Below are 19516 nucleotides of genomic sequence, written 5' to 3' on the forward strand. Positions count from 1 at the left end.
CGTAAGAAGGTCGAAATGTTGTTTGCCCACCTCAAGCGCATCCTGAAACTGGATCGCTTGCGACTACGTGGCATGAGTGGCGCGACCGATGAGTTCACGCTGGCGGCCGCGGTGCAGAACCTACGACGTCTGGCCAAATTTACCTCTCAAGGGCCACCGGTTACGGGATAGGTGCGTCTGCACAAAGCAAAAACCCTCAAACCAACCCAATAACCGAGCTGCAAAGCTCAACAAAGGGCCAGAAAACCACTCGATGTGGTGAGTAGGTTCTCCGGTGGAGATCGTGCGTGAGTTCAGCCGATCTGCAAATCCGACTTTTTCAACAGAATCGGCCAGAAGCAGTCAATGTCCAAGTACTTTCAATAGATCGTTCCTGTCACTGGGCCTAATCCAGGCCTCGTGAACGTACTACTTGAGTAATTCGATGGTGCTCAGGTTGAATTTGCCGCTGGAGCCCGCTATTTGACCCAAACATTGATGGAACAAGATCCAGCGTGCGAGGACCTTGGAACGGGTTGTCCGTCGCCAAGAAAATTGCCCTCTCCCCTCCTGGAGTAGCCAGGCCTCAGGTGTAAGGAATGGCTAGACGTTATTGAGCAGGTTGGTCATAGTATTTTCCGATTAGGCCAAAGCCTCATCTTCCATCCGAGGCTCTACGAGACAACATGTCTAGCATCGCAATTTCCGATCTAACAGTGCCTTGGGACGTCGACAGCGTCTCGCGCCCCGTTGTGGCGTTAAGTGCCACATCGGTGACAAGGGACTGGGAAAACGCGAGGCATCAGCACCGCAAAGCGCAGCTGATCTACTCCCTACGCGGTATTCTCAACTGCGAAATTGAAGACGGTGTCTGGATCGTGCCGCCGCAGTGCGCCGTATGGATACCGGGAGATTTGCCACACGCGGCGCGGGGGGCGGGTGAAACGGAATGCTATTGCCTGTTCGTTGAGCCAGACGCAGCACCGGACCTTCCGAAAAACTGTTGCACGATTTCGGTGTCGCCATTACTACGCGAGTTGCTACTGACGGTGGCCGGGTTTCCTGAGTTATACGCGCAGGGTGGACGAGAAGACCGTTTGATTGCCGCGTTGCTCGATGAGTTGGTGGCGGCACCGGTGGAAGACTTGCATCTGCCCATGCCGCGTGATCCCCGATTGCGCCGCCTCGTGGAAATGATGCTGGCCGACCCCACGGACAAGACCTCGAAGGCCGATTGGGCTACTCGAATTGGCATGAGCGAGCGAAGCATGAGCCGTCTTTTGCTGCATGAAATTGGAATGAGCTTTGGGGGCTGGCGTCGGCAGCTGCATGTGATCCTTGCACTTCAACGTTTGACGAAGGGCGAAAGCGTGCAAACGGTAGCATTAGAGCTGGGGTACGAAAACGCCAGCGGTTTCATAACTATGTTCCGCAAGGCCATGGGCAAACCTCCGGCACGATACCTATCGGATCGCATCAGCGGCGCAGAGCTCGCTTCCGTGCCCGGTATCATCCTCCCCAATGAAATATCCCCCTGATGCATCCGATTATCTTGGTTCGGGACCAGCGGCCGCCCACCGTCGCCTGTAGTCCTTCCTTGCGAAGTTGCTGACATTTCGCAACGTTGTGATGTTGGTGAAGGCTGGTTCCTCGTCGAGAGCAAAGCCTTTCTCGAATACCAGCAGCTGCAAATGTTCGTGCAACGCCAGGTCTTCGACGAAAACCATCCGGGCACCTGCATGACATCACAATTGGCCTAACTGAATAACAATCTGGCCTAGTTTCGCCATCACTCCCAGCGGTCTCTATTGTTAAATGTAACATCCAAATACAAATGAGTATTGTTGATGTTCATCATCGTAACTGTTGGGAAGTTCCGTTGGCCAATTGATAAGCGCGCACAGCCCACTGGCTATCCTCATTTGGATCGGCCGTACAAGAGCGAAATCAGGAGCGCGCCCCGCACCGTGCTGGGCTCGGCAGTTGCGGCGGCAGTTCTCATTAGTGCGCAGGGCGCATTCGCGGCCGAGCCAGGGCAGATTCAGACCAAGACCGGTGGAAAGCCTCAAGAGGAGATAGCCTTGCCGGCCATCACCGTAACGGGCCCTGTGGATACGGCGACCACCGAAGGTACTGGTTCCTACACTACGGGCCAGACGTCGGTGGCGACGCACCTGCCGCTGTCGCTGCGGGAAACACCGCAGTCGGTGACGGTGATCACCCGCCAACGCATGGACGACCAGCAATTGAACTCGGTGCAGGGCGTGCTGGATAACACCACGGGCGTCTCGTCGTACCAATCAGACAGCGAACGGACGAGTTTCTATTCGCGTGGTTTCTTGATCAACAACGTTCAGTACGACGGCATACCCACTGTCGTCGGCGACATTGTCAACGGGAGCGGCATCGGCTCCCTCGATACCGCGTTCTACGATCGTGTCGAGGTCGTGCGCGGCGCCTCCGGCTTGCTGACCGGCACCGGCAATCCCTCGGCCGCCATCAACCTGGTGCGCAAACGGCCGACCCGCGAATTCTCGGCGTCCGCCTCGCTCGGTGCGGGGAGCTGGGACACCCACCGGGAAATGGCCGACGTATCGACTCCGTTGACCGAGGATGGCCGTATCCGCGCCCGCATGGTCGGGACGTCCCAGGAAGGAAACTCGTACATTGATGGGTACAAGCCCCAGAGAAAGGCGTTCTACGGCATCATTGAGGCAGATCTGACATCAGACACGACGGTGAGCCTGGGCTATGACTACCAGGACAGCACGCCGAAGGGCTCCACCTGGGGAGGCATGCCGCTATGGTTCAGCGACGGCACGCAGGCGGAGTATTCACGCTCCAAGAACTATGCGCAGAAATGGAGCCATTGGGACAACACGCTCAAGACGGCGTTTGCCGAGATCGAGCACCGCTTTGACAACGGCTGGAATCTCCGGGCTGTCGCTAATCAATACCGCACGGAATTCGATGCCGAACTGCTCGGCCTGGTCGGCCGCCCCGATCGCGCCACGGGACTGGGCTCCTTTCCCAACGGGGCTCTTCCGGTGGCACTGGCTTCCGAAGGTCGCAGCCGTCAAAACACCTTCGATGTGATGGCGAGCGGCCCCTTCGAACTGCTTGGCCGCCAGCATGATTTGGTGGTGGGGGCGACGAGTTCGCGCCGCACCGCCAGTCAGGACGCTATCGCTCCGTTCTATGCAGCCTTCACGCCGGTCAATGTCTATCAACTGAGCCCGGCCTTTCCCCGCCCCAACTTCGATGCCATGGCTTCGATACCGACTCGCACCCTGATCAAACAGAGCGGTGTCTATAGCGCAGCCCGGTTCTCGCTGGCCGAGCCTCTGAAACTCATTGTCGGCGGCCGCTTCAGCAACTACGAAATCGACGACGCCGTCGGCGGCTCGTCGTTGCACTACAAGAAGAGCAGTGAATTCACCCCGTACGCTGGTTTGATCTACGACATCGATAAGACCTATTCGGCCTACGTGAGCTACACGGGCATATTCAATCCGCAAACCGACTATCGCGACAGCAAGGGCAACGTGCTCACGCCGACAAAGGGAAAAACCAAGGAAGTCGGGCTTAAAGGCGCTTACCTGGATGGGCGTCTGAATGCGTCGGTGGCCTTGTTCCATACCGAGCTGGACAACGCTGCACAGATGGTCGCAGGAACCTATACGCCAAGTGGTGCCCAAGCCTATATGGGTTCGGATGGGACGAAGTCGCGCGGGATCGAGCTGGACTTGCAGGGCGAGCTGGCGCGTGGCTGGAACATCTATTCAGGCATCGCCCATTTCACGGCACAAGATGGCGATGGCGTCCGCTTGAATTCGCAAATACCGCGCACCACTGCCCAGCTTTTCAGCACCTACCAGTTGCCGGGAGAGTGGAACAAATTGACGCTGGGCGGAGGCGTCAAATGGCAAAGCCGCTTCTACCAGGCACCCAACACAGGCACCAGTTCGTTGGGTGGTGAACAAGGTTCTTATGCGCTGGTATCCCTGTTGGGGCGCTACTCCATCACGAAGCAGATCACCGCGGCAGTCAACGTCAACAACGTGCTCGACAAGAAGTACGCGTTGGAGAAAGGAGATTTTGACACTGTAGGTTATGGCGCACCACGCAACTTAATGGTGACGCTGGACTACAGGTATTGATTTCCCCTAATCGAACATTTCAACCGTTGTACATCGCAGACATACAACATCCATTGATTATCGAGAAAGCTCTTATGCCCAGTAAGCCTACCCTAGACCCCGCCCAAGACACGGCCAGGAACAACGCAAACAAAGTGGCCGTGTTTTGGCTGACGACAGCTGTGGGGGCCGTACTTTTTGTCACCTTTCAGTTATTTTTCTACGTAAACGATTTTGTGAGAGCGCACGGAGCGACACCTGCGATTACGTTTGAGCCCAATGTACTGTGGATGTTTTCAGCATTCTATGGTTCTTGGATCGTAACGGTGCTTCTCGCACTGATAGGAACCCGTAAGGCTCAGTGGGCAGCTTTGGTTCTCGGCAGCCTACTTCTCGCCCTGAATACCCTCGGAGGAATTTCCGACGGATTGCGCGACGGTTGGCACGTTGCTTTTTCGGCCGTGTTTTTCATTACGTTGCCAGGCGTGTTCGCCATTGCGGCCACCTGGCGCTGCATTAAAAACATAGGAAACGTCCATGTCGGTGAATAGTTCTGACTTCCCTTTTGTCTGGATGAGCCTTACGCAAGAGCCCGGACACGATCACCAAAAGGATTTCGCCGAATTCGAGGCCAATCTGCAGCGCGGGGAGTCCTTCGTAATCTTGACCGATACCGTACCTGCCGAAGACCATGAGCACTCACCGGAAGAAAAGAAACGCACCGCGCTCTGGATGAAAAAGCACAAGCTTGAATTGCGTAGGTTAGTTCTGGCTATGATCATGATCGAACCCAACTCGGCAAAACGTCTTGGTTTCAGGGCATTCGCAATCGTTTTTGCCAAGTTCTGGGGCTACCCTTTGCTTCTAGCTTCTTCACGCGAGCAAGCAATGGAGATGGCAAAGGAACTGCTCGCAAAGGATGGAAAGCCATCTCACTGATGGCCCATGCCGGCATCTGGTCTCCAATTAAACTCTGCCGCGGCGCATTGTCGCGGCGAGCTGCTGCTCTAACCCTTACTTGATCTCAGGCTTCCACAACACCAGCGAGAATCCCACGCCTACTGGCAGAGCATGAAGCGACGCCAGTAGAAGCCGGCCACGCCCCCCCCCATCCGACTTCGGGCGGTGCTCCAAGCCGGTTTCGGTGGCAATATCCCTGCCAGCTCCCCATTGCGCAGAGTTCCCGGACAACTCCAAGTGAGGATCACCCGCTGCCCGCCCCCTCTCAGCTCTCGAATTTCTCTATTTCTAAGAGCCGTGTTCGGTGCAGTGAACATCCTCAAACCACCGACCTACACACCCGCTACATCACCCTCCCCCCTCACTTATGCAAGATCGCCCGATAAATATCCTCCAGCGCCATGATGCGCTGAGCGGCGTTGAGTTTGATGGCTTCCTTGGGCATGCCGAACACCACGCAACTGGCTTCGTCCTGGGCGACTGTCGCGGCCCCGGCCTCGAGCATTTCCTTGAGCCCGCGTGCGCCGTCGTCGCCCATGCCGGTCATGATGATGCCGGTGGCATTCCTGCCGGCGTAGCGGGCCACCGAGCGAAATAGCACATCCACGGAGGGTCGATGGCGGTTGACCAGCGGTCCATCGATCACCTGAGCGTGGTAATAGGCGCCGCTGCGGTTGACCATCAGGTGCTTGCCGCCGGGTGCGATCAGGGCCAGGCCAGGCAGGATACGGTCGTTGTTGCGCGCTTCGCGCACTTCGATTTCGCACACGCTGTTGAGGCGCTCGGCGAACGAAGCGGTGAACTTCTCGGGCATGTGCTGCACGATCACCATACCCGGGCACACGCGCGGCAGTGCCGTCAGCACGGCTTCCAGCGCTTGGGTGCCGCCGGTGGAGGTGCCGATGGCGACGATACGCTCGGTGGTCTGGGCCATGGCATGGCCATTGGCGGCGGGCAGGATCGCATCGGCACTGAGCTTGCTGGTTGGAACCAAGGGCGGGCTGACGCTGCGTTTTCCCAGGTTCCTGACGTTGGAGTTTGCGGCGGCCCGGATCGCGGCCACTAACTCGGCCGCCGATTCAATCAGGAAACTCTTCAAACCGGTTGAGGGCTTGGTGATGATTTCCACAGCGCCCGCCGACAGCGCCTGCAGGGAGGTTTCCGCGCCTTTCTGGGTCAGCGAGGAGCAGATCACCACCGGCGTTGGCCGCTCGCTCATGATTTTCTTGAGAAACGTGATGCCGTCCATGCGCGGCATTTCGACGTCCAGCACGATCACGTCCGGCCATTCCCGCGCCAGTTTGTCCATGGCGAAAATCGGGTCGGAAGCCGCCCCCATGACGTGGATATCCGGCGTATCGCTGAGAATCGCCAGCAGTACCTGGCGCACCACGGCCGAATCATCGACCAGCAGCACACTGATTTTTTTGGTAGGCATCTTCTTGAAGTATTCCCATTGGTTGGTGCCGAACCCAGACGTTGCCGTTCCACAGGTCGAACATGATCGTGCGGTAACCGGTACTGCCCATGTCCTGGGCGGTCAGGTGCAGGTGATGACGCTCGGCCAGGGCCAGCGCCGCGCGAATATTCAGTCTGGCGACGTCCTGCGTCGGCAGACGACGTTGCAGATCCGGAAACATCTCGCCGCCGCCGAACAACTTGACCTGGTAATCCCGTGCGTGCGTGCCATTGATTTGCGCGTGGCGCAGCAGCAGTTCCAGGGCTTCGTCGGCATACCGGCCATCGAGGGGCTGATGGTTGCGCAGGCGCCCCGGCAGCATGAAGTGACACATGCCGCCGATCAGCCGCTGCGGATGCCAAAAGGTGATCGCCACGCAGGAGCCGAGCAGGGTCCGCAGGCGCGTCGGCCGCGTTGCAAAACTGACTTGGCCAGGCGCCAATACCACTTCGGTCGTACCCACAGGCTTTTTCATGGCTTGCGGTAAATCGACGGCGCCACCAGCTTCAAGGTGTCATTGACGCCGTGGAGGCTTTCGGAGTGACTGATGATCAAATAACCACCACGCTTAAGCAGCGGCAACAGACGCGCGACCACCTGGCTCTTGGTCTGCTGATCGAAATAAATCATCACGTTGCGCAGGAAAATCACCTCGAACTCCCCCAGCGCCGGCAGCGCTTCGTTAAGGTTGACCTGGATAAAGTTGACGCGGTTGCGCAAGGTCTTGTCGATCAGGACGGTGCCCTCCTGAGGCCCCATGCCCTTGAGGCAGTACTTGACCAGCAGCGGCTGGGGCAATGTCTCGATGCGTTCCATTGAGTAATGCCCCGTGCGCGCCTTGGCCAGTACCTGGGAGCTGATGTCCGAGCCGATCACTTCCCAGGGCGTGGTACCGAGGCTTTCGGCCAGGGTCATCGCCAGGCTGTAGGGCTCTTCGCCGGTGGAACTGGCCGCGCTCCACACGCGAAACATCCGGCCCGGCGCGGCCTGGGGCAGCACGTGCTGACGCAGGAAGTCGAAGTGCTTGGGCTCGCGAAAAAAATAGGTTTCGTTGGTGGTCAGCAAGTCCAGCGCAACCTGCAGTTCGCCCTTGCGCTGGTCATTCATGATCAGCTTGAAATACTCACCATAGCTCTGCAGCTCATAGTGCTTGAGGCGCTTGAACAGGCGCCCGGCCACCAGGGCTTTCTTGGCGGGCGACAGGTTGATGCCGGCCGCCCGGTACAGCCAGGTCTGGAACTGACCGAATTCATGATCGTCGATGGAGACGGTGTCTGACATGATCGAGCCTCAACGCAGGTCGAGGTCAGGGGCCGGCGCCTGGCCGGCCTCGGCCAGGCTGGACATCTCGTCGATGGACAGCACCTTGTCCACTTCCAGCACGATCACGAATTTGCCCTCGACCTTGGCCATGCCACTGATGAAATCGGCGCGAATGCGCGCACCGAAACTCGGTGGCGGTTCGATCTGCGTGGCCGGGATCTCCTGCACGGCAGATACCGTATCGACCAGCAGCCCGATGTCCTGTGGCTGACCGTCCTCGGTACTCGCCTCGATGATGATCACGCAGGAACGCCGGGTGATCGCCGAGTTGGCCCGCCCAAAGCGCGCCGACAAGTCCACCACCGGCACCACTGCGCCGCGCAGGTTGATCACCCCGCGCACGAAAGCGGGCATCATCGGCACCACGGTCAGGCTGCCGTATTCGATAATTTCCTTGATCCCCAGGATGCCGATGGCGAACATTTCGCCGCCCAGCATGAAGGTCAGGTACTGCGCATCCTCATCGACCGCCACCGCGGTCTGCCGAGTCGTCATTACTGCGCCCATGTCACTACTCTCCCTTGTAGGCCCGCATCGATCGTGCGATCAGAAGCGGGTGAAATCCGATTCGTCCGGGGCACTGGCCATGGTGTAGGCGAACGCCTTGCGCGGCGGAGTTGGTTTAGTGCGCGGCGGTTGACGGTTGGGCGTGCTGCCGGAGCTGTCCACGCCGGTGCTTTGCACCGCAGCCTTGGACGCTGAATCCAGCACGAAGAAACTCATGGCCTGTTGCAGTTGCTCGGCCTGGCTGCTCATTTCTTCGGCCGTGGCCGCCAGTTCCTCACTGCTTGAGGCGTTTTGCTGGGTCACTTGGTTGAGCTGGGTCATCGCCGTATTGATCTGCGCGACACCGGCGGCCTGTTCTTCGGACGCCGCGCTGATTTCCTGCACCAGGTCGGACGTCTTGTTGATGGAAGGCACCATTTCGTCGAGCAACTTGCCGGCTTTCTCGGCCATCTCCACGCTGCTGGAAGACAGTTCGCCGATTTCCTGGGCGGCGACCTGGCTGCGTTCGGCCAGCTTGCGCACTTCGGCGGCCACCACGGCGAACCCCTTGCCGTGCTCGCCGGCACGGGCGGCCTCGATGGCGGCATTGAGCGCGAGCAGATTGGTCTGGTAAGCGATATCATCGATGATGCTGATGCGCTGGGCGATTTTCTTCATCGCCACCACCGTCTGCTGTACCGATTCGCCGCCCTCGGTGGCTTCCTTGGCCGCTTTGCTGGCCATGCCATCCGTGACCTTGGCGTTTTCGGTGTTCTGGTTGATGCTGGCGCTCATCTGTTCGACCGACGCACTGGTTTCCTCGACACTGGCGGCCTGTTCACTGGTGGCCTGGCTCATCGATTGCGCGGTGGCGCTGACTTGTTCGGAGGCGCTGGCGAGGTTATCGGAGGCGTTACGCACTTCGCCGATGATATGGGCCAGCTTGCCGACCATGTTGCGCATGGCGTTGAGCACCATGCCGGTTTCATCTTTGCCACCTGGCTCGATGTGCGCATTAAGGTTGCCTTCGGCCAATTGCTCGGCGGCGCTCGCCGCCTGGCGCAACGGCCGGGAAATGATCCGCGCGATGAATATCGCCAGGCCCAGACCGATCAGCAGGGATGCGGCCAGTACCGCGATGATCGACACGCGTGAGCTTTCATACAGCGCCGAGCCCTTGTCACCCGCGGCAGTGGCGCCGGCGTCATTGAGCTCGACCATTTTCTGCAGGCGGCTGGTCACCTCATCGAAATGCCCTTTGGATTCACCCCGGAGCAAACTGCGCGCCTGGGCTTCCTGGTTCTGACGGGAAAACTCCAGGACCTGCTTGCTGCTCGCAATGTAGGCGTCCCATGCGCTTTTCACGCTAAGCAGGAGTTGACGATCTTCATCGTTCGACAGCAATTGCTCGTAGGTCTGCATGCGGGTTTCGAACTGCTGGCGCGCCTCGGCGGCTTCGCGTTCAGCCTGGGCCTTTTCTTCGGGAATCTCGGTACCGATGTGGCGGTTTTCTTTCAAGCGATAGTTGGCGGCAAAAAAACGCATGCCTGCGGCGGCACGCATGGAGGGCATCCAGTTGCCCTTGATGTCCTGGGCGGCCTGGTTGACGGCACCGAGCTGAAGGATAGCGAAGGCGCCCATGGCCCCGGTGAGGGCCAGGACCACCAGGAACGAGCTGATCAGCTTGGTGGAAATTTTAAGATCGTAGAACCATTTCATCGGGGAACCTCCATGGAATTGCAAAGACGTCAGCGAGCGACGAGCGGTGGCGACTGAGGCGCCTGGGCCGTGCGGGCTTCCAGTTGTACGATTTGATTGAGTAGCGCCGGTACATCCAGGATCAAGGCCACCGCGCCGCTGCCCAGAATGGTCGAGCCACTGATACCGCGCAGTGCGCCGAACAGCTTGCCCAGGGGCTTGATCACGGTCTGGAACTCGCCGTGCAGGTCATCGACCACCAGCCCGGCCTTGTGCTCGGCATAGCGCACCACCACCACGTTCTGACGGCGCGCGGCCGGGCCTTCGTGGCTGAAGTGGTCGCGCAGGTCCACCAGGGGCAGCACCTCGCCACGCAGGTCCAGATAGCCCTGATCGCGGCTGGACTGGCGCTGGCGTTCATCCAGCTCGACGCATTCCTGGACCATGTCCAGCGGAATCACGTAGGTGGATTGGTCGATGCCGACCAGGAAGCCATTGATGATCGCCAGGGTCAGCGGCAAGCGAATGCGCACCACCGTGCCCTGGCCTGGGCGGCTGTCGAGGTCCACGGTGCCGCGCAACAGCGTGATATTGCGCTTGACCACGTCCATGCCGACGCCCCGCCCGGAGAGGTTGGTGACGGCCTCGGCGGTGGAGAAGCCCGCTTCGAAGATCAGGTTGTAGACCTCCTGGTCGGTGAGCACCGCGCCGCTGGCCACCAGCCCGCGTTCCTGGGCTTTTTCCAGAATGCGGTCGCGGTTGAGCCCGGCGCCGTCGTCGGCGATTTCGATAACGATGCTTCCAGAGTCGTGGTAGGCATTCAGGCTCAGATGGCCCTTGCTCGACTTGCCCGCCGCACGTCGCGCATCGGCACTTTCGATACCGTGGTCCATGGCGTTGCGCAGCAGGTGCATCAGCGGGTCGCCGATCTTCTCGACCACGGTCTTGTCCAGCTCGGTCTCCGCGCCGCTGATGATCAGCTCGATGTCCTTGCCCAGTTCCTGGCTGACATCGCGCACCACGCGGCGGAAGCGGTTGAACGTGTCGCCGATGGGGATCATGCGCAGGTGCAGGGCACCATCGAGGATCTCTTCCACCAGCCCCGACACCGTCGAGGTGGCCTCCTGCAGCGGGTCGTTGTTACAGGAGCGCGCCAACAGGCTTGCGCCGGCGCTGGCGATCACCAATTCGCCGACCAGGTTGATCAACTCGTCGAGCTTGTCGGCGTTGACCCGAACATAACTGCCGTCGCGGGTTTTCGCCTCGCTGTTCGCTGGCTGGCGCTGGGGCGACGCGGGGGCCAGGCCTGGCTCGACTTGCGCGATCAGGTCACTGCCGATGGCGACGCTGCTTTCGGGCGTTTCGTCGACGGCGCGGATGTGCACGTCACAGTCGTCGCGCACGAAGTCGAACACTTCGTTGAGCGTGGCATGGCTGGCCGTCGAACGCAGGTCGATCTCGAAGCCCAGGTAGCAGCTTTCCGGGTCCCAGTGCTCCAGGGCGGGGATGCTGTCGGTCAGGGTGGTGACCTGCACCATTTGCCCCAGCGTATCGAGGTAGCGCAGGAACGACAGCGGGTCCATGCCATTACGGAACACGTCCACGCCGAAACGCAGAGAAATATGCCAAAGCACATCGGCCCCCCCGTCGTCGTGCACCGCAGCGGTTACGACGTCGGCGGTGGCGGTGCGCAGCGGCTGGTAGTCGCTCAGCGCCTCGCGCAAGGTCTCACCGCGCTCCAGCGCGGCCGGGGTCGGCGTCTCACCACGACTGGCGACCACGTCGATCAGTTCAAGCATGTGGTCGCCGCACTTGAGCAGCAGCGCGATCAACGCCGCGTCCACCGCCACACTGCCATCGCGCAGGCGGTCGAGAACGTCTTCGACGATATGCGTGAACCCCACGATCGACGCGAGGCCGAACAGCCCGGCGGACCCCTTGATAGTGTGCGCGGCGCGGAAAATCGCGCCGATGGCATCCTGGTCACCGGGGTCGCTTTCCAACTGCAGCAGGGATTGCTCCATGGCCTGCAGCAGCTCGCGCGCCTCGACGATGAAGGTCTGCAGTGCCTGATCGAGATTGATGCTCACCTGGACTTTCCTTGTCGATCAATGAACGGGACAGTGCCGCTTAAAGCGCGGCGCTGCGACACAGTTGGAGCGCCTGCATGACTGCCTGGCTCTGGCCGGTCACACTCAAGGCGGTACCGGCAATGCCGGCTTCACGCTGGATGACGGCCAGCAACTGCAGGCCGGCACCGTCCATTTCCGTCACCTGGGACAGGTCCAGTTCCAGGCGCGGGGCCGCGCCCATCTGCGACAACAACGCGCCCGCCAGTTCAGCGACGGTGTAGATCGTGAGTTCGCCGTCGATGCCCACATGGGCGGTGTCGTCGATTGTTTCGTGAGTGATCGGCATGGTGGCCTCCCTGGCGCCGGGTGTCAGGGCAGGATCAATTTGGAGACCGCCGCCAGCATCTGCGCCGGCTGGAACGGCTTGACCACCCACGCCTTGGCGCCTGCGGCCTGGCCTTCGGCCTTCTTCGATTCCTGAGACTCGGTGGTCAGCATGATGATCGGTGTGAACTTGTAGTTGGCCAGCTTCTTTACCTCCTTGACGAAGGTGATGCCATCCATGTTGGGCATGTTCACGTCGCTGATGATCAGGTGCACTTTTTGTCCGGTCAGCTTGTTCAGGGCGTCCTTGCCGTCGCTGGCCTCGATCACGTCGTAACCGGCGCTTTTCAAGGCGATGCCGACCACTTGGCGCACGCTGCTGGAATCGTCGACCACTAATACATTCTTCGCCATGATGTGCTCCTAAAAGAAAGTGATGTCTTGGGAATTCGACTGCACAGCCGCCTCGCCGCGATGGAGGCGTCGTTGCTCGTCAGTGGCATAGGTGGTTTCCATGCGCGCCAGCCATTGGCGGGCGTCGATGGCCAGCGGCTGGTCCGGGGTCTGGTTGGCCTGTTGCAGATGGTCATGCAGGGCGTGCATGTTGTCGCGCACGTGACTGAGGATCTGGCTGACCCGGTCCTGGAATTGCAGGTTGACCAACACCTCGGTCATCTCATCGCGGATGCCGTAGCTTTCCTGCTTGAGCAGATCGGCGGATTCGGCCAGGCGCCCAGTGATGTTCTGGAAGCGTGTGAGCACCATTTGAATACTGTTTTCGGACTCGGCCACCGAATGGCTATCCTGGTCGGCACTGCTGGACGCGGCCTGCACCAATTGAGTAATGGCGTTGTTGATGATGTCGACCTTGGCCGACATCTGCTGGCCCGTTTCACTGGATTTGCTCGACAGGCTGCGCACCGCATCGGCCACCACCGCGAAGCCGCGACCGGCCTCACCGGCGCGCGCCGCTTCGATGGCCGCGTTGAGGGCCAGCAGGTTGGTTTGTGCGGCAATCGCTGCCACATCAGCGGCCATGGTACGCAGTTCGCCCGTGTAGGCGGTCAGGCTGCGCACCTGCGCCAGGGTCTGGTCACGGCTGGTTTGAGTGACCTTGAGCGAATTGATCACCTGGCTCAACTCGCTGTCACTGCGCGCCAGCACCTCAAGCGCGCCGTCAGCGGCCTGCCCGTCCAGCTCGCCGGCCGCGTGCTGCGACGCTTGTACCGTCTCCTCCAAGCGAGTGGCGATCCCGGTGAAACGGTTCACCAGGCTCACAATCGCTTCCTCGGTCTGATGGCGCGAGCTTTCCACCTGCTTGGCCCAGATGGGCATGGCACCCAGCAATACCTCATCGAGCTGTGCACGCGAGGCCAAGCCGTCATGCGCGTGCGCACTCGACTGGTCCGCCTGCGCCTGCGCAATCGCTCGCTGCAGTGCGTTGCGCTGTGAAGCCGCGCTCCAGGCACAGGCACCGAGGCCGACCACCACCAGTACCGCGCAGGCCACCAGATTGGCCGGCGAGGTTGATTGCACGAGTATCCACAAAACGGCCGGCACGACCGGGATCAAGGCGAACCAACGGAAACGAGGATAAACGGGAAGGGGCATGCGGCTGGATAGGCGCTGGGGCATGAGTTCGGTCCTTGAACAGTGTTGCGGATATAAACGACATAGTGTTTATCCGCCCCTAGCGCCTCAACTTTAGGTCTGTTGAGTGCCTTCCGTCTGGTTTATGACCGATATGTTAATGACCCGTGGACCTGAGGCAGGCATTCCTTGAGGCCGCCCTTGCCGGGCGGCCGGTAGGGTTATTTCAACAAGGCAATCAGCGCGCAGACCATCGTGATCGCCAACGCCGGCCATTGCATCGGCATGAAAAAGAAGTGGTGGCGCACGCCATCGGCGTGCGGTTGTCGGTTCAGCACAAAGCCCAGCAGGGTGTTGATCGCTGACCCCACCCCGAAGCCGAGCAACACCTGCATCAGCGATGTGTTGCCGGGTTTGACGCTGGGGTCGGGCCACAGCCCCATCAATAGCAGCACCATCGCCACCGGTGTAAACAACGTCAGCCAGCCTGCGCCGCGATAGATCATCGATTAATCCTCACAACTTGCGTGTCTGTGGGGGCCTGGGTGGGGAGTGAGTGCATGCGTGTTTGCGTCCTTGTAATGGGTCAAGCCTTGCACCGCCTCCGTCTGGTGGCCGAGTGCATTTGGCACGGCGAGTTGGAACATGGCTAATTAATATTGTTCCTTGGGCAAATGACTTCACAGGGGCGTGAGCCTGGCGATTCGCGGTATTGGGGGCTTTTTTTTCCTGCCTGGAACAGTGATCATCGCCCTCCCCCAAGCCCTAGGAACCAAGACCATGGAGTTGACGCTGGAAGCTGTTGCGCTTTTTGCACTGAAGCTGGTGCACGAGACGGACGGCGGCAGCCCGGTCTTGCGGGACGATCCGGTGATGGATGGGTATGAGCGGGAGGTATTCGGGCTGCTGGTGCGGCAGGGAGACTTGGCGGCCATTCAATCCAAAGTCGCGGAATGTGTTGATCAAGCGCTTGAAGCACTGGGCGGGGCCGATACAGTGATGGGGCGCGAGTTGCAGCGCTTGGCGCTGAGCGTGCGCCAGACGTCGACACTGGATGAACTCAATGCCCCGCTCAACGCACTCAAGGATTACCTGAAAGCCATCCTGTAACGCACGGTTCAGCGCCGCCCCTCCACCGCCATCCGCACCGCCAACCCCATCAATACCGAGCCCATCAACCAGCGCTGCACCACCTGCCAACCCGGCCGGGTAACGAAAAACACCGCGATGGACCCCGCCATTGTGGCAATCACGGCGTTGACGCTCACGCTGATGAAAATCTGCGTAAAGCCCAGCACCAGGGATTGCGTCAACACGCTGCCATGACCGTTCGGGTCGATGAACTGCGGCAGCAACGACAAATACATCACTGCCACCTTGGGGTTGAGCAGGTTGGTCACCAGGCCCATGGTGAACAGCTTGCGCGGGCTGTCCTTGGGCAGATCCCGCACCTGGAACGGCGAACGCCCACCCGGCCGGATCGCCTGCCAGGCCATGTAGGCCAGGTACAGCGCGCCGCCGAAACGCAGCGCGTCATAGGCAAACGGCACCGCCATGACCAGGGCCGTGATACCCAAAGCCGCGCACACCATATAAACCAGAAACCCCAACGCCACGCCGCCGAGGGAAATCAACCCGGCCGTGCGGCCCTGGCAGATCGAACGGGAGATAAGGTAAATCATGTTCGGACCGGGCGTGAGCACCATGCCGAGTGAAATCAGCGCATAGGCCAGCCAACTGGACAGTTCGGGCATTGTTGGGCTCCTGGGTGTTAGGTTGTCGGCGAAACATTTGGCCAAGGTTGTCAGCTTGGCCGCCATGGTAGGGCGTTCAAAATGCGCGCGTTAGATACAGATCCGCGAGTAAAACGGCATACACCCAAGAGGCAGGACATGATCGACTTCAACAACAAAGGCTTCTTCAAGCTCAAGCAAAACAACGAATACGCCGAACGCGTCGCCGCCCTGCTGCTGGACGGCGAAGAAGTGGTCGACGCCTACAAGGCCATGCGCGACGGCGTGGTGTTCACCACCAAGCGCATCATCGCGGTGAACGTGCAGGGGATTACCGGCAGCAAGAAGGATTTCACGTCGCTGCCGTATAAAAACATCGTGGCGTATTCGGTGGAGACGTCCGGGACGTTTGACCTGGACTCGGAGCTGGAGATTTACTTTTCATCGCTGGGCAAAGTGAAATTCGAATTCACCGGCAAGACTTCCATCGTCGAAATCTCGCGGTTGATCTCCAAGCACCTGCTGACCTGATCGGCAGGCAATTGATTTAGACGTCGGTACCCCAATCAAAATGTGGGAGGGGGCTTGCCCCCGATAGGGCCCCCTACCACACCATCAAGCCACTGCCTTACATACCACCCCCCTCCACAACTCCATTCGGCAACATCCCATTCGCCAAATCATCCACCACCGCCTTCGCCATCTCCCCCAAATAATGCGCCGCCCAGGCATAGCGATCTGCACTGGAATCCATGGCCGCATCCAACGCCAGCAACTTGGAACAGTGCAACAACTCGGAGGCATGCTCCAGGGCATCACGGATGGGCACGCCGGAATTGACGCGGAATAGACGGTGGAGGTTCGGCTGCTTGCCACAGGTGGAGAAGGTGATGATGCCGAGGGTTTTGTTGAGGGGTGGGTTGATCATTGGGCACCTCCCAGGTGGGTTGTGCTGGTGACTGGACTACGAAGGTACGAATTTTCAGAAGCGCTCATTGGTCTAGCTCCCATTTTTTAAAGAGAGCTACCTCATTCGTTTCCAGGCGAATGGTGGCAGCTGTGCGCAGGCTGGAAACCGGGGGTAATAGGCAAACCCGGCAGACTCGAAAGTCTCCCACGCACAGCCGCCATAGCACGCATATGCTGGCACAAAAATGGCGCCAACAGTCGTGATAAATGGTGGCGCCTGTGCGCCTATAACCCACGGGTTTCCAGGCCCGGTCGCAAAATTGCGACGGAATAGAATTTAGCCCGGTAGGAAAATCCCGCAAAGGAAGTATTTGTTCCTGAATATTGCTCCAGCAGAGACGGATCTCATAGCTCCTAAAATCTTGATAGTGATAAACACTCAGGTGCCGGGCTAACCCTAACGTTCCCTTACAGTTAAGAGATGATGCGAAAAGCCAACAAACGCAGCCGTAGACGAATAGATGGCATTACGCTACTGTCAACGCTAAAGCCTCATTTACCACCCTCATATTGGCTAGAGCCAAAGGGCTCAAAGGGAATCCGCTGTAATGGACGACAAACAAAAAAATTTCGGAACCCTAGAAATACACTTTCACGGGGACATAACAAAAAATCACCAAGTCAGCCTACGCACGCTTGGAAAGTCCTTAAAACACTCTCAAAATGCGATAGATCGAGCATATATAGATCAAGCCCGTGGTGGCTTAATTAAAAATGCAACCATGCGCTCAAAAGACTTTCCAGACGCTGAGTTTTTGGTTCAGCCTCCGGAACCAGGCGGATATATTATTCGATTTATTGCGCAAACTGACGCTGGGCGCAGGTGCCTTGATAAGGTCTCACACGTAATAAACAAAATATACACCAACGATATAAAATCTGGTTCCTCCGGGGAAGGTTCAATTCAAAACCAAGCACAATTGCGCCTAGCCACCTTAGAGGCAGGAGCAATATCGGCAAAGTTTTATGACGAAGCAAAAAATGAGGACGACCCCTTCGTTAAACGTGACTATGCTGAACGTTCTATTGCGAAAGAAGTCGACCAACTCTTAGGAATAGTTAGGTCAAAAAGCTCCGGAGACAGCCAAATAGAGCTAACCCTTACAGCTTCGAAAAGTTACGACTTCATGTTCGGAGCAGTCAAAAGTGAACTTTTCCACCAACAAGTTGCCAGAAGAGCAGTGGGTCAACCTATAATCTATGAAGGAAAAATAATCGAACTCAACGCAAAACTACTAAAAGGCCAATTTGAAAATAAAAGCTCAGAAAAATCATGCAATCTAATGTTTACCAGCAAGCAGGCTTTTGAAAGTGCAAAAAATTACTTAGAGGCAAACATGGATATGCCTATAACCTTTATCGGCGCCCCAGTTGTTGAATATGACTCGTACGACATTGCAGCAGGGGACGTAGTTTTCTTGAAAGCACTCACAAATGCTTGATTTATTTAAATCGCGACTTGAAGACGCCCTCAAAGATGCCTCCCAAGGCCTTTCTGCGTACACTCTGTTATCTATCTTTATTTACACACTACTTTTTAACTTTAACGACACACACCTAAACCAAGTACTTCATTCTTTACTCAACACAAAAGCGTCCAGCTTTATCGGCGAAAGCAGCATATTACTTAAAATAAAGATACAAGACTTTTTGTATGCAGCTATAACAGTATCAATACTCAACACCCTAATAAACGCGCTACGCTCCGAGTACTTTGATCTACTCTATCTAACCATATTGAAAAAACATATAGAAACACTGAAACTTCAAAACACCTCAACCGAGAAAAACAGAGAGACAGAACTAATATCCACATATCGCGGGATTGCAAACAAACAGAACTTCTTAATTCTTACAGAAACTGCAGGTGCCTTCACAGCTTTTTGTGACGATCGAATCACGTTAGGCTTAACGCTGAGTTTCATAGCAATACTACATACAGCATGGGCATTACACAAATCAGCAAAATTCCTGATATCAAAAATACTACCAGCTATTATCCACTCCACTCCTAACACAACACCAGAGCAGATAGATCAGATATTTAGCAAGATTTAAATATTAGAAATTAAAAAATCGAAGAAAGGTAAGTTTTCCGGCAGGCTCTCCTAAAAAATCTAATTAGCTAATTGATCAAAATACAATTCCTAAAAATCCAGTCACATCGACAAATCCCGAAGTGCCGCCGGATAAAGAACACAAGCATCGTATACAGCCGTAAAAGGCGAACATCTCATTCGTCATACCCCAACCCTAACTCCTGAGTCTGTCGCACCAGCTCCTCCATCGCCTCCTGACTTTCCTCATCCCTCCGCTGCTTGAACGCCATCAAATCCGAGAACCGAATCCGCCGATGCCGCCCCGTTTTCGTAAAAGGAATAGCCCCATCCTCCAGCATCTTCACCAAATGCGGCCGTGAAACATTGAGCAGGTCGGCAGCCTCCTGCGAGGTCAATTCAGCGTGCACCGGGACTACCTTGACGGCATTGCCGATAGCAAGCTCGCCCAGGATATCGACCAACAAGCGCAGTGCTGAGGTGGGGAGTACAAGGCTGTGGGGCTTGTCTTCTTTGTCGAAGATGTCGATGCGCTGGGTTTCAAATTTGGTCGACAGCAGCGAGGCCAGCTCACGCTGGCCTTGTACGGCAGCTTCGACTTCCTTTTCCAGAGGAGGAATGGTTTTAGGGAGGTGATTGGCGATCATGATGGGGACTGTCAGAAATTTTGTGTTCGGGCATAACATGAGTAAGAGGTGCATGTATGCCAACCAAAAAGAAACCGCTT

General features: G+C 57.8%; 23 protein-coding genes and 1 pseudogene. 9 read left to right on the plus strand and 15 right to left on the minus strand.

The window, feature by feature from the left end; translation table 11 throughout:
- Together AC3WP7_RS29705 and AC3WP7_RS29710 are read left to right on the plus strand one after the other, a co-directional pair.
- Positions 1-171: transposase (locus AC3WP7_RS29705; protein ID WP_172963366.1), on the plus strand; the 171-nt coding region annotated here is incomplete at its 5' end.
- A 494-nt stretch (positions 172-665) separates the two neighbouring features.
- Positions 666-1517 (plus strand): AraC family transcriptional regulator, encoded by an 852-nt coding sequence (locus AC3WP7_RS29710; RefSeq protein ID WP_102593203.1) that lies wholly within the window; start codon positions 666-668, stop codon positions 1515-1517.
- A gap of 9 nt (positions 1518-1526) precedes the next feature.
- On the opposite strand, the gene AC3WP7_RS29715 is transcribed toward AC3WP7_RS29710, so the two are convergent.
- A complete protein-coding gene (locus tag AC3WP7_RS29715; RefSeq protein WP_092249236.1) occupies positions 1527-1706 on the minus strand; it encodes a hypothetical protein in 180 nt (59 codons plus the stop codon).
- Between the two features lie 120 nt (positions 1707-1826).
- Between AC3WP7_RS29715 and AC3WP7_RS29720 the strand changes: the two genes are divergently transcribed.
- From AC3WP7_RS29720 to AC3WP7_RS29730, 3 genes are all read left to right on the plus strand, one after another.
- Complete coding sequence (locus tag AC3WP7_RS29720) at positions 1827-4139, plus strand: TonB-dependent siderophore receptor (RefSeq protein WP_256575437.1); 2313 nt, start codon at positions 1827-1829, stop codon at positions 4137-4139.
- Between the two features lie 74 nt (positions 4140-4213).
- The gene (locus tag AC3WP7_RS29725) at positions 4214-4669 is read left to right on the plus strand and encodes a hypothetical protein (RefSeq protein ID WP_092249239.1); all 456 of its coding nucleotides are present in this window, start codon (positions 4214-4216) and stop codon (positions 4667-4669) included.
- Positions 4656-5057, plus strand: a complete 402-nt coding sequence (locus AC3WP7_RS29730; protein ID WP_092249242.1) for a hypothetical protein — start codon at positions 4656-4658, stop codon at positions 5055-5057. Before AC3WP7_RS29725 ends, AC3WP7_RS29730 begins: the two co-directional genes overlap by 14 nt.
- A gap of 382 nt (positions 5058-5439) precedes the next feature.
- On the opposite strand, the gene AC3WP7_RS29735 is transcribed toward AC3WP7_RS29730, so the two are convergent.
- The 10 genes from AC3WP7_RS29735 to AC3WP7_RS29780 form a co-directional block, all read right to left on the minus strand.
- Positions 5440-6516 (minus strand): protein-glutamate methylesterase/protein-glutamine glutaminase, encoded by a 1077-nt coding sequence (locus AC3WP7_RS29735; RefSeq protein ID WP_102593204.1) that lies wholly within the window; start codon positions 6514-6516, stop codon positions 5440-5442.
- Complete coding sequence (gene cheD, locus AC3WP7_RS29740) at positions 6479-7012, minus strand: chemoreceptor glutamine deamidase CheD (protein WP_102593205.1); 534 nt, start codon at positions 7010-7012, stop codon at positions 6479-6481. The genes AC3WP7_RS29735 and cheD overlap by 38 nt, the downstream gene beginning before the upstream one ends.
- Positions 7009-7818, minus strand: a complete 810-nt coding sequence (locus AC3WP7_RS29745) for a CheR family methyltransferase (RefSeq protein ID WP_102593206.1) — start codon at positions 7816-7818, stop codon at positions 7009-7011. Before AC3WP7_RS29745 ends, cheD begins: the two co-directional genes overlap by 4 nt.
- 9 nt (positions 7819-7827) lie before the next feature.
- Complete coding sequence (locus tag AC3WP7_RS29750; protein ID WP_058423387.1) at positions 7828-8367, minus strand: chemotaxis protein CheW; 540 nt, start codon at positions 8365-8367, stop codon at positions 7828-7830.
- A gap of 39 nt (positions 8368-8406) precedes the next feature.
- On the minus strand, positions 8407-10065 hold the full coding sequence (locus AC3WP7_RS29755) for a methyl-accepting chemotaxis protein (protein WP_093128366.1): 1659 nt from the start codon (positions 10063-10065) through the stop codon (positions 8407-8409).
- Positions 10066-10094: 29 nt separating this feature from the next.
- Positions 10095-12134, minus strand: a complete 2040-nt coding sequence (locus AC3WP7_RS29760; protein ID WP_102593207.1) for a chemotaxis protein CheA — start codon at positions 12132-12134, stop codon at positions 10095-10097.
- Between the two features lie 40 nt (positions 12135-12174).
- The gene (locus tag AC3WP7_RS29765) at positions 12175-12462 is read right to left on the minus strand and encodes an STAS domain-containing protein (protein ID WP_058423390.1); all 288 of its coding nucleotides are present in this window, start codon (positions 12460-12462) and stop codon (positions 12175-12177) included.
- A 23-nt stretch (positions 12463-12485) separates the two neighbouring features.
- A complete protein-coding gene (locus tag AC3WP7_RS29770) occupies positions 12486-12854 on the minus strand; it encodes a response regulator (RefSeq protein ID WP_058423391.1) in 369 nt (122 codons plus the stop codon).
- Between the two features lie 9 nt (positions 12855-12863).
- Positions 12864-14075 carry a methyl-accepting chemotaxis protein gene (locus tag AC3WP7_RS29775; RefSeq protein ID WP_102593208.1) on the minus strand — a complete coding sequence of 404 codons (1212 nt, stop codon included), beginning with the start codon at positions 14073-14075 and terminating at the stop codon, positions 12864-12866.
- 176 nt (positions 14076-14251) lie between these two features.
- Complete coding sequence (locus AC3WP7_RS29780) at positions 14252-14536, minus strand: hypothetical protein (protein WP_102593209.1); 285 nt, start codon at positions 14534-14536, stop codon at positions 14252-14254.
- Positions 14537-14810: 274 nt separating this feature from the next.
- Between AC3WP7_RS29780 and AC3WP7_RS29785 the strand changes: the two genes are divergently transcribed.
- Positions 14811-15140 carry a hypothetical protein gene (locus AC3WP7_RS29785; RefSeq protein ID WP_102593210.1) on the plus strand — a complete coding sequence of 110 codons (330 nt, stop codon included), beginning with the start codon at positions 14811-14813 and terminating at the stop codon, positions 15138-15140.
- Positions 15141-15148: 8 nt separating this feature from the next.
- Here AC3WP7_RS29785 and AC3WP7_RS29790 read toward each other — a convergent pair whose 3' ends face one another.
- Positions 15149-15784: a LysE family translocator gene (locus AC3WP7_RS29790; RefSeq protein ID WP_024077308.1), complete on the minus strand. Its 636-nt coding sequence runs from the start codon at positions 15782-15784 to the stop codon at positions 15149-15151.
- A gap of 138 nt (positions 15785-15922) precedes the next feature.
- Between AC3WP7_RS29790 and AC3WP7_RS29795 the strand changes: the two genes are divergently transcribed.
- Complete coding sequence (locus AC3WP7_RS29795) at positions 15923-16294, plus strand: PH domain-containing protein (protein WP_032885644.1); 372 nt, start codon at positions 15923-15925, stop codon at positions 16292-16294.
- A 97-nt stretch (positions 16295-16391) separates the two neighbouring features.
- Here the strand turns inward: AC3WP7_RS29795 and AC3WP7_RS29800 are convergent, their stop codons facing one another.
- The gene (locus tag AC3WP7_RS29800; protein WP_092249281.1) at positions 16392-16691 is read right to left on the minus strand and encodes a DUF3077 domain-containing protein; all 300 of its coding nucleotides are present in this window, start codon (positions 16689-16691) and stop codon (positions 16392-16394) included.
- A gap of 589 nt (positions 16692-17280) precedes the next feature.
- Here AC3WP7_RS29800 and AC3WP7_RS29805 point away from each other — a divergent pair.
- Positions 17281-18174: a hypothetical protein gene (locus tag AC3WP7_RS29805; RefSeq protein ID WP_102593211.1), complete on the plus strand. Its 894-nt coding sequence runs from the start codon at positions 17281-17283 to the stop codon at positions 18172-18174.
- Complete coding sequence (locus AC3WP7_RS29810) at positions 18167-18790, plus strand: hypothetical protein (RefSeq protein WP_102593212.1); 624 nt, start codon at positions 18167-18169, stop codon at positions 18788-18790. Before AC3WP7_RS29805 ends, AC3WP7_RS29810 begins: the two co-directional genes overlap by 8 nt.
- A 104-nt stretch (positions 18791-18894) precedes the next feature.
- Here the strand turns inward: AC3WP7_RS29810 and AC3WP7_RS29815 are convergent.
- Positions 18895-18969: pseudogene (locus AC3WP7_RS29815) on the minus strand (PIN domain-containing protein); the annotation flags it as partial.
- Entirely contained in the window at positions 18966-19436 is a 471-nt protein-coding gene (locus AC3WP7_RS29820; protein WP_102593213.1) for a helix-turn-helix domain-containing protein, read from the minus strand. The pseudogene AC3WP7_RS29815 and the gene AC3WP7_RS29820, both read right to left, overlap by 4 nt.
- Between the last annotated feature and the right edge of the window lie 80 nt (positions 19437-19516).

Source organism: Pseudomonas sp. FW305-3-2-15-C-LB1 (assembly GCF_058787615.1).

What these genes read in the sequence shown, in the direction of transcription:
- AC3WP7_RS29710 (WP_102593203.1), top strand. Translation starts at nt 666, where the DNA reads ATGTCTAGCATCGCAATTTCCGATCTAACAGTGCCTTGGGACGTCGAC.
- AC3WP7_RS29715 (WP_092249236.1), bottom strand. Translation starts at nt 1,706, where the DNA reads ATGGTTTTCGTCGAAGACCTGGCGTTGCACGAACATTTGCAGCTGCTG.
- AC3WP7_RS29720 (WP_256575437.1), top strand. Translation starts at nt 1,827, where the DNA reads ATGTTCATCATCGTAACTGTTGGGAAGTTCCGTTGGCCAATTGATAAG.
- AC3WP7_RS29725 (WP_092249239.1), top strand. Translation starts at nt 4,214, where the DNA reads ATGCCCAGTAAGCCTACCCTAGACCCCGCCCAAGACACGGCCAGGAAC.
- AC3WP7_RS29730 (WP_092249242.1), top strand. Translation starts at nt 4,656, where the DNA reads ATGTCGGTGAATAGTTCTGACTTCCCTTTTGTCTGGATGAGCCTTACG.
- AC3WP7_RS29735 (WP_102593204.1), bottom strand. Translation starts at nt 6,516, where the DNA reads ATGCCTACCAAAAAAATCAGTGTGCTGCTGGTCGATGATTCGGCCGTG.
- cheD (WP_102593205.1), bottom strand. Translation starts at nt 7,012, where the DNA reads ATGAAAAAGCCTGTGGGTACGACCGAAGTGGTATTGGCGCCTGGCCAA.
- AC3WP7_RS29745 (WP_102593206.1), bottom strand. Translation starts at nt 7,818, where the DNA reads ATGTCAGACACCGTCTCCATCGACGATCATGAATTCGGTCAGTTCCAG.
- AC3WP7_RS29750 (WP_058423387.1), bottom strand. Translation starts at nt 8,367, where the DNA reads ATGGGCGCAGTAATGACGACTCGGCAGACCGCGGTGGCGGTCGATGAG.
- AC3WP7_RS29755 (WP_093128366.1), bottom strand. Translation starts at nt 10,065, where the DNA reads ATGAAATGGTTCTACGATCTTAAAATTTCCACCAAGCTGATCAGCTCG.
- AC3WP7_RS29765 (WP_058423390.1), bottom strand. Translation starts at nt 12,462, where the DNA reads ATGCCGATCACTCACGAAACAATCGACGACACCGCCCATGTGGGCATC.
- AC3WP7_RS29770 (WP_058423391.1), bottom strand. Translation starts at nt 12,854, where the DNA reads ATGGCGAAGAATGTATTAGTGGTCGACGATTCCAGCAGCGTGCGCCAA.
- AC3WP7_RS29775 (WP_102593208.1), bottom strand. Translation starts at nt 14,075, where the DNA reads ATGCCCCAGCGCCTATCCAGCCGCATGCCCCTTCCCGTTTATCCTCGT.
- AC3WP7_RS29780 (WP_102593209.1), bottom strand. Translation starts at nt 14,536, where the DNA reads ATGATCTATCGCGGCGCAGGCTGGCTGACGTTGTTTACACCGGTGGCG.
- AC3WP7_RS29785 (WP_102593210.1), top strand. Translation starts at nt 14,811, where the DNA reads ATGGAGTTGACGCTGGAAGCTGTTGCGCTTTTTGCACTGAAGCTGGTG.
- AC3WP7_RS29790 (WP_024077308.1), bottom strand. Translation starts at nt 15,784, where the DNA reads ATGCCCGAACTGTCCAGTTGGCTGGCCTATGCGCTGATTTCACTCGGC.
- AC3WP7_RS29795 (WP_032885644.1), top strand. Translation starts at nt 15,923, where the DNA reads ATGATCGACTTCAACAACAAAGGCTTCTTCAAGCTCAAGCAAAACAAC.
- AC3WP7_RS29800 (WP_092249281.1), bottom strand. Translation starts at nt 16,691, where the DNA reads ATGATCAACCCACCCCTCAACAAAACCCTCGGCATCATCACCTTCTCC.
- AC3WP7_RS29805 (WP_102593211.1), top strand. Translation starts at nt 17,281, where the DNA reads ATGGACGACAAACAAAAAAATTTCGGAACCCTAGAAATACACTTTCAC.
- AC3WP7_RS29810 (WP_102593212.1), top strand. Translation starts at nt 18,167, where the DNA reads ATGCTTGATTTATTTAAATCGCGACTTGAAGACGCCCTCAAAGATGCC.
- AC3WP7_RS29820 (WP_102593213.1), bottom strand. Translation starts at nt 19,436, where the DNA reads ATGATCGCCAATCACCTCCCTAAAACCATTCCTCCTCTGGAAAAGGAA.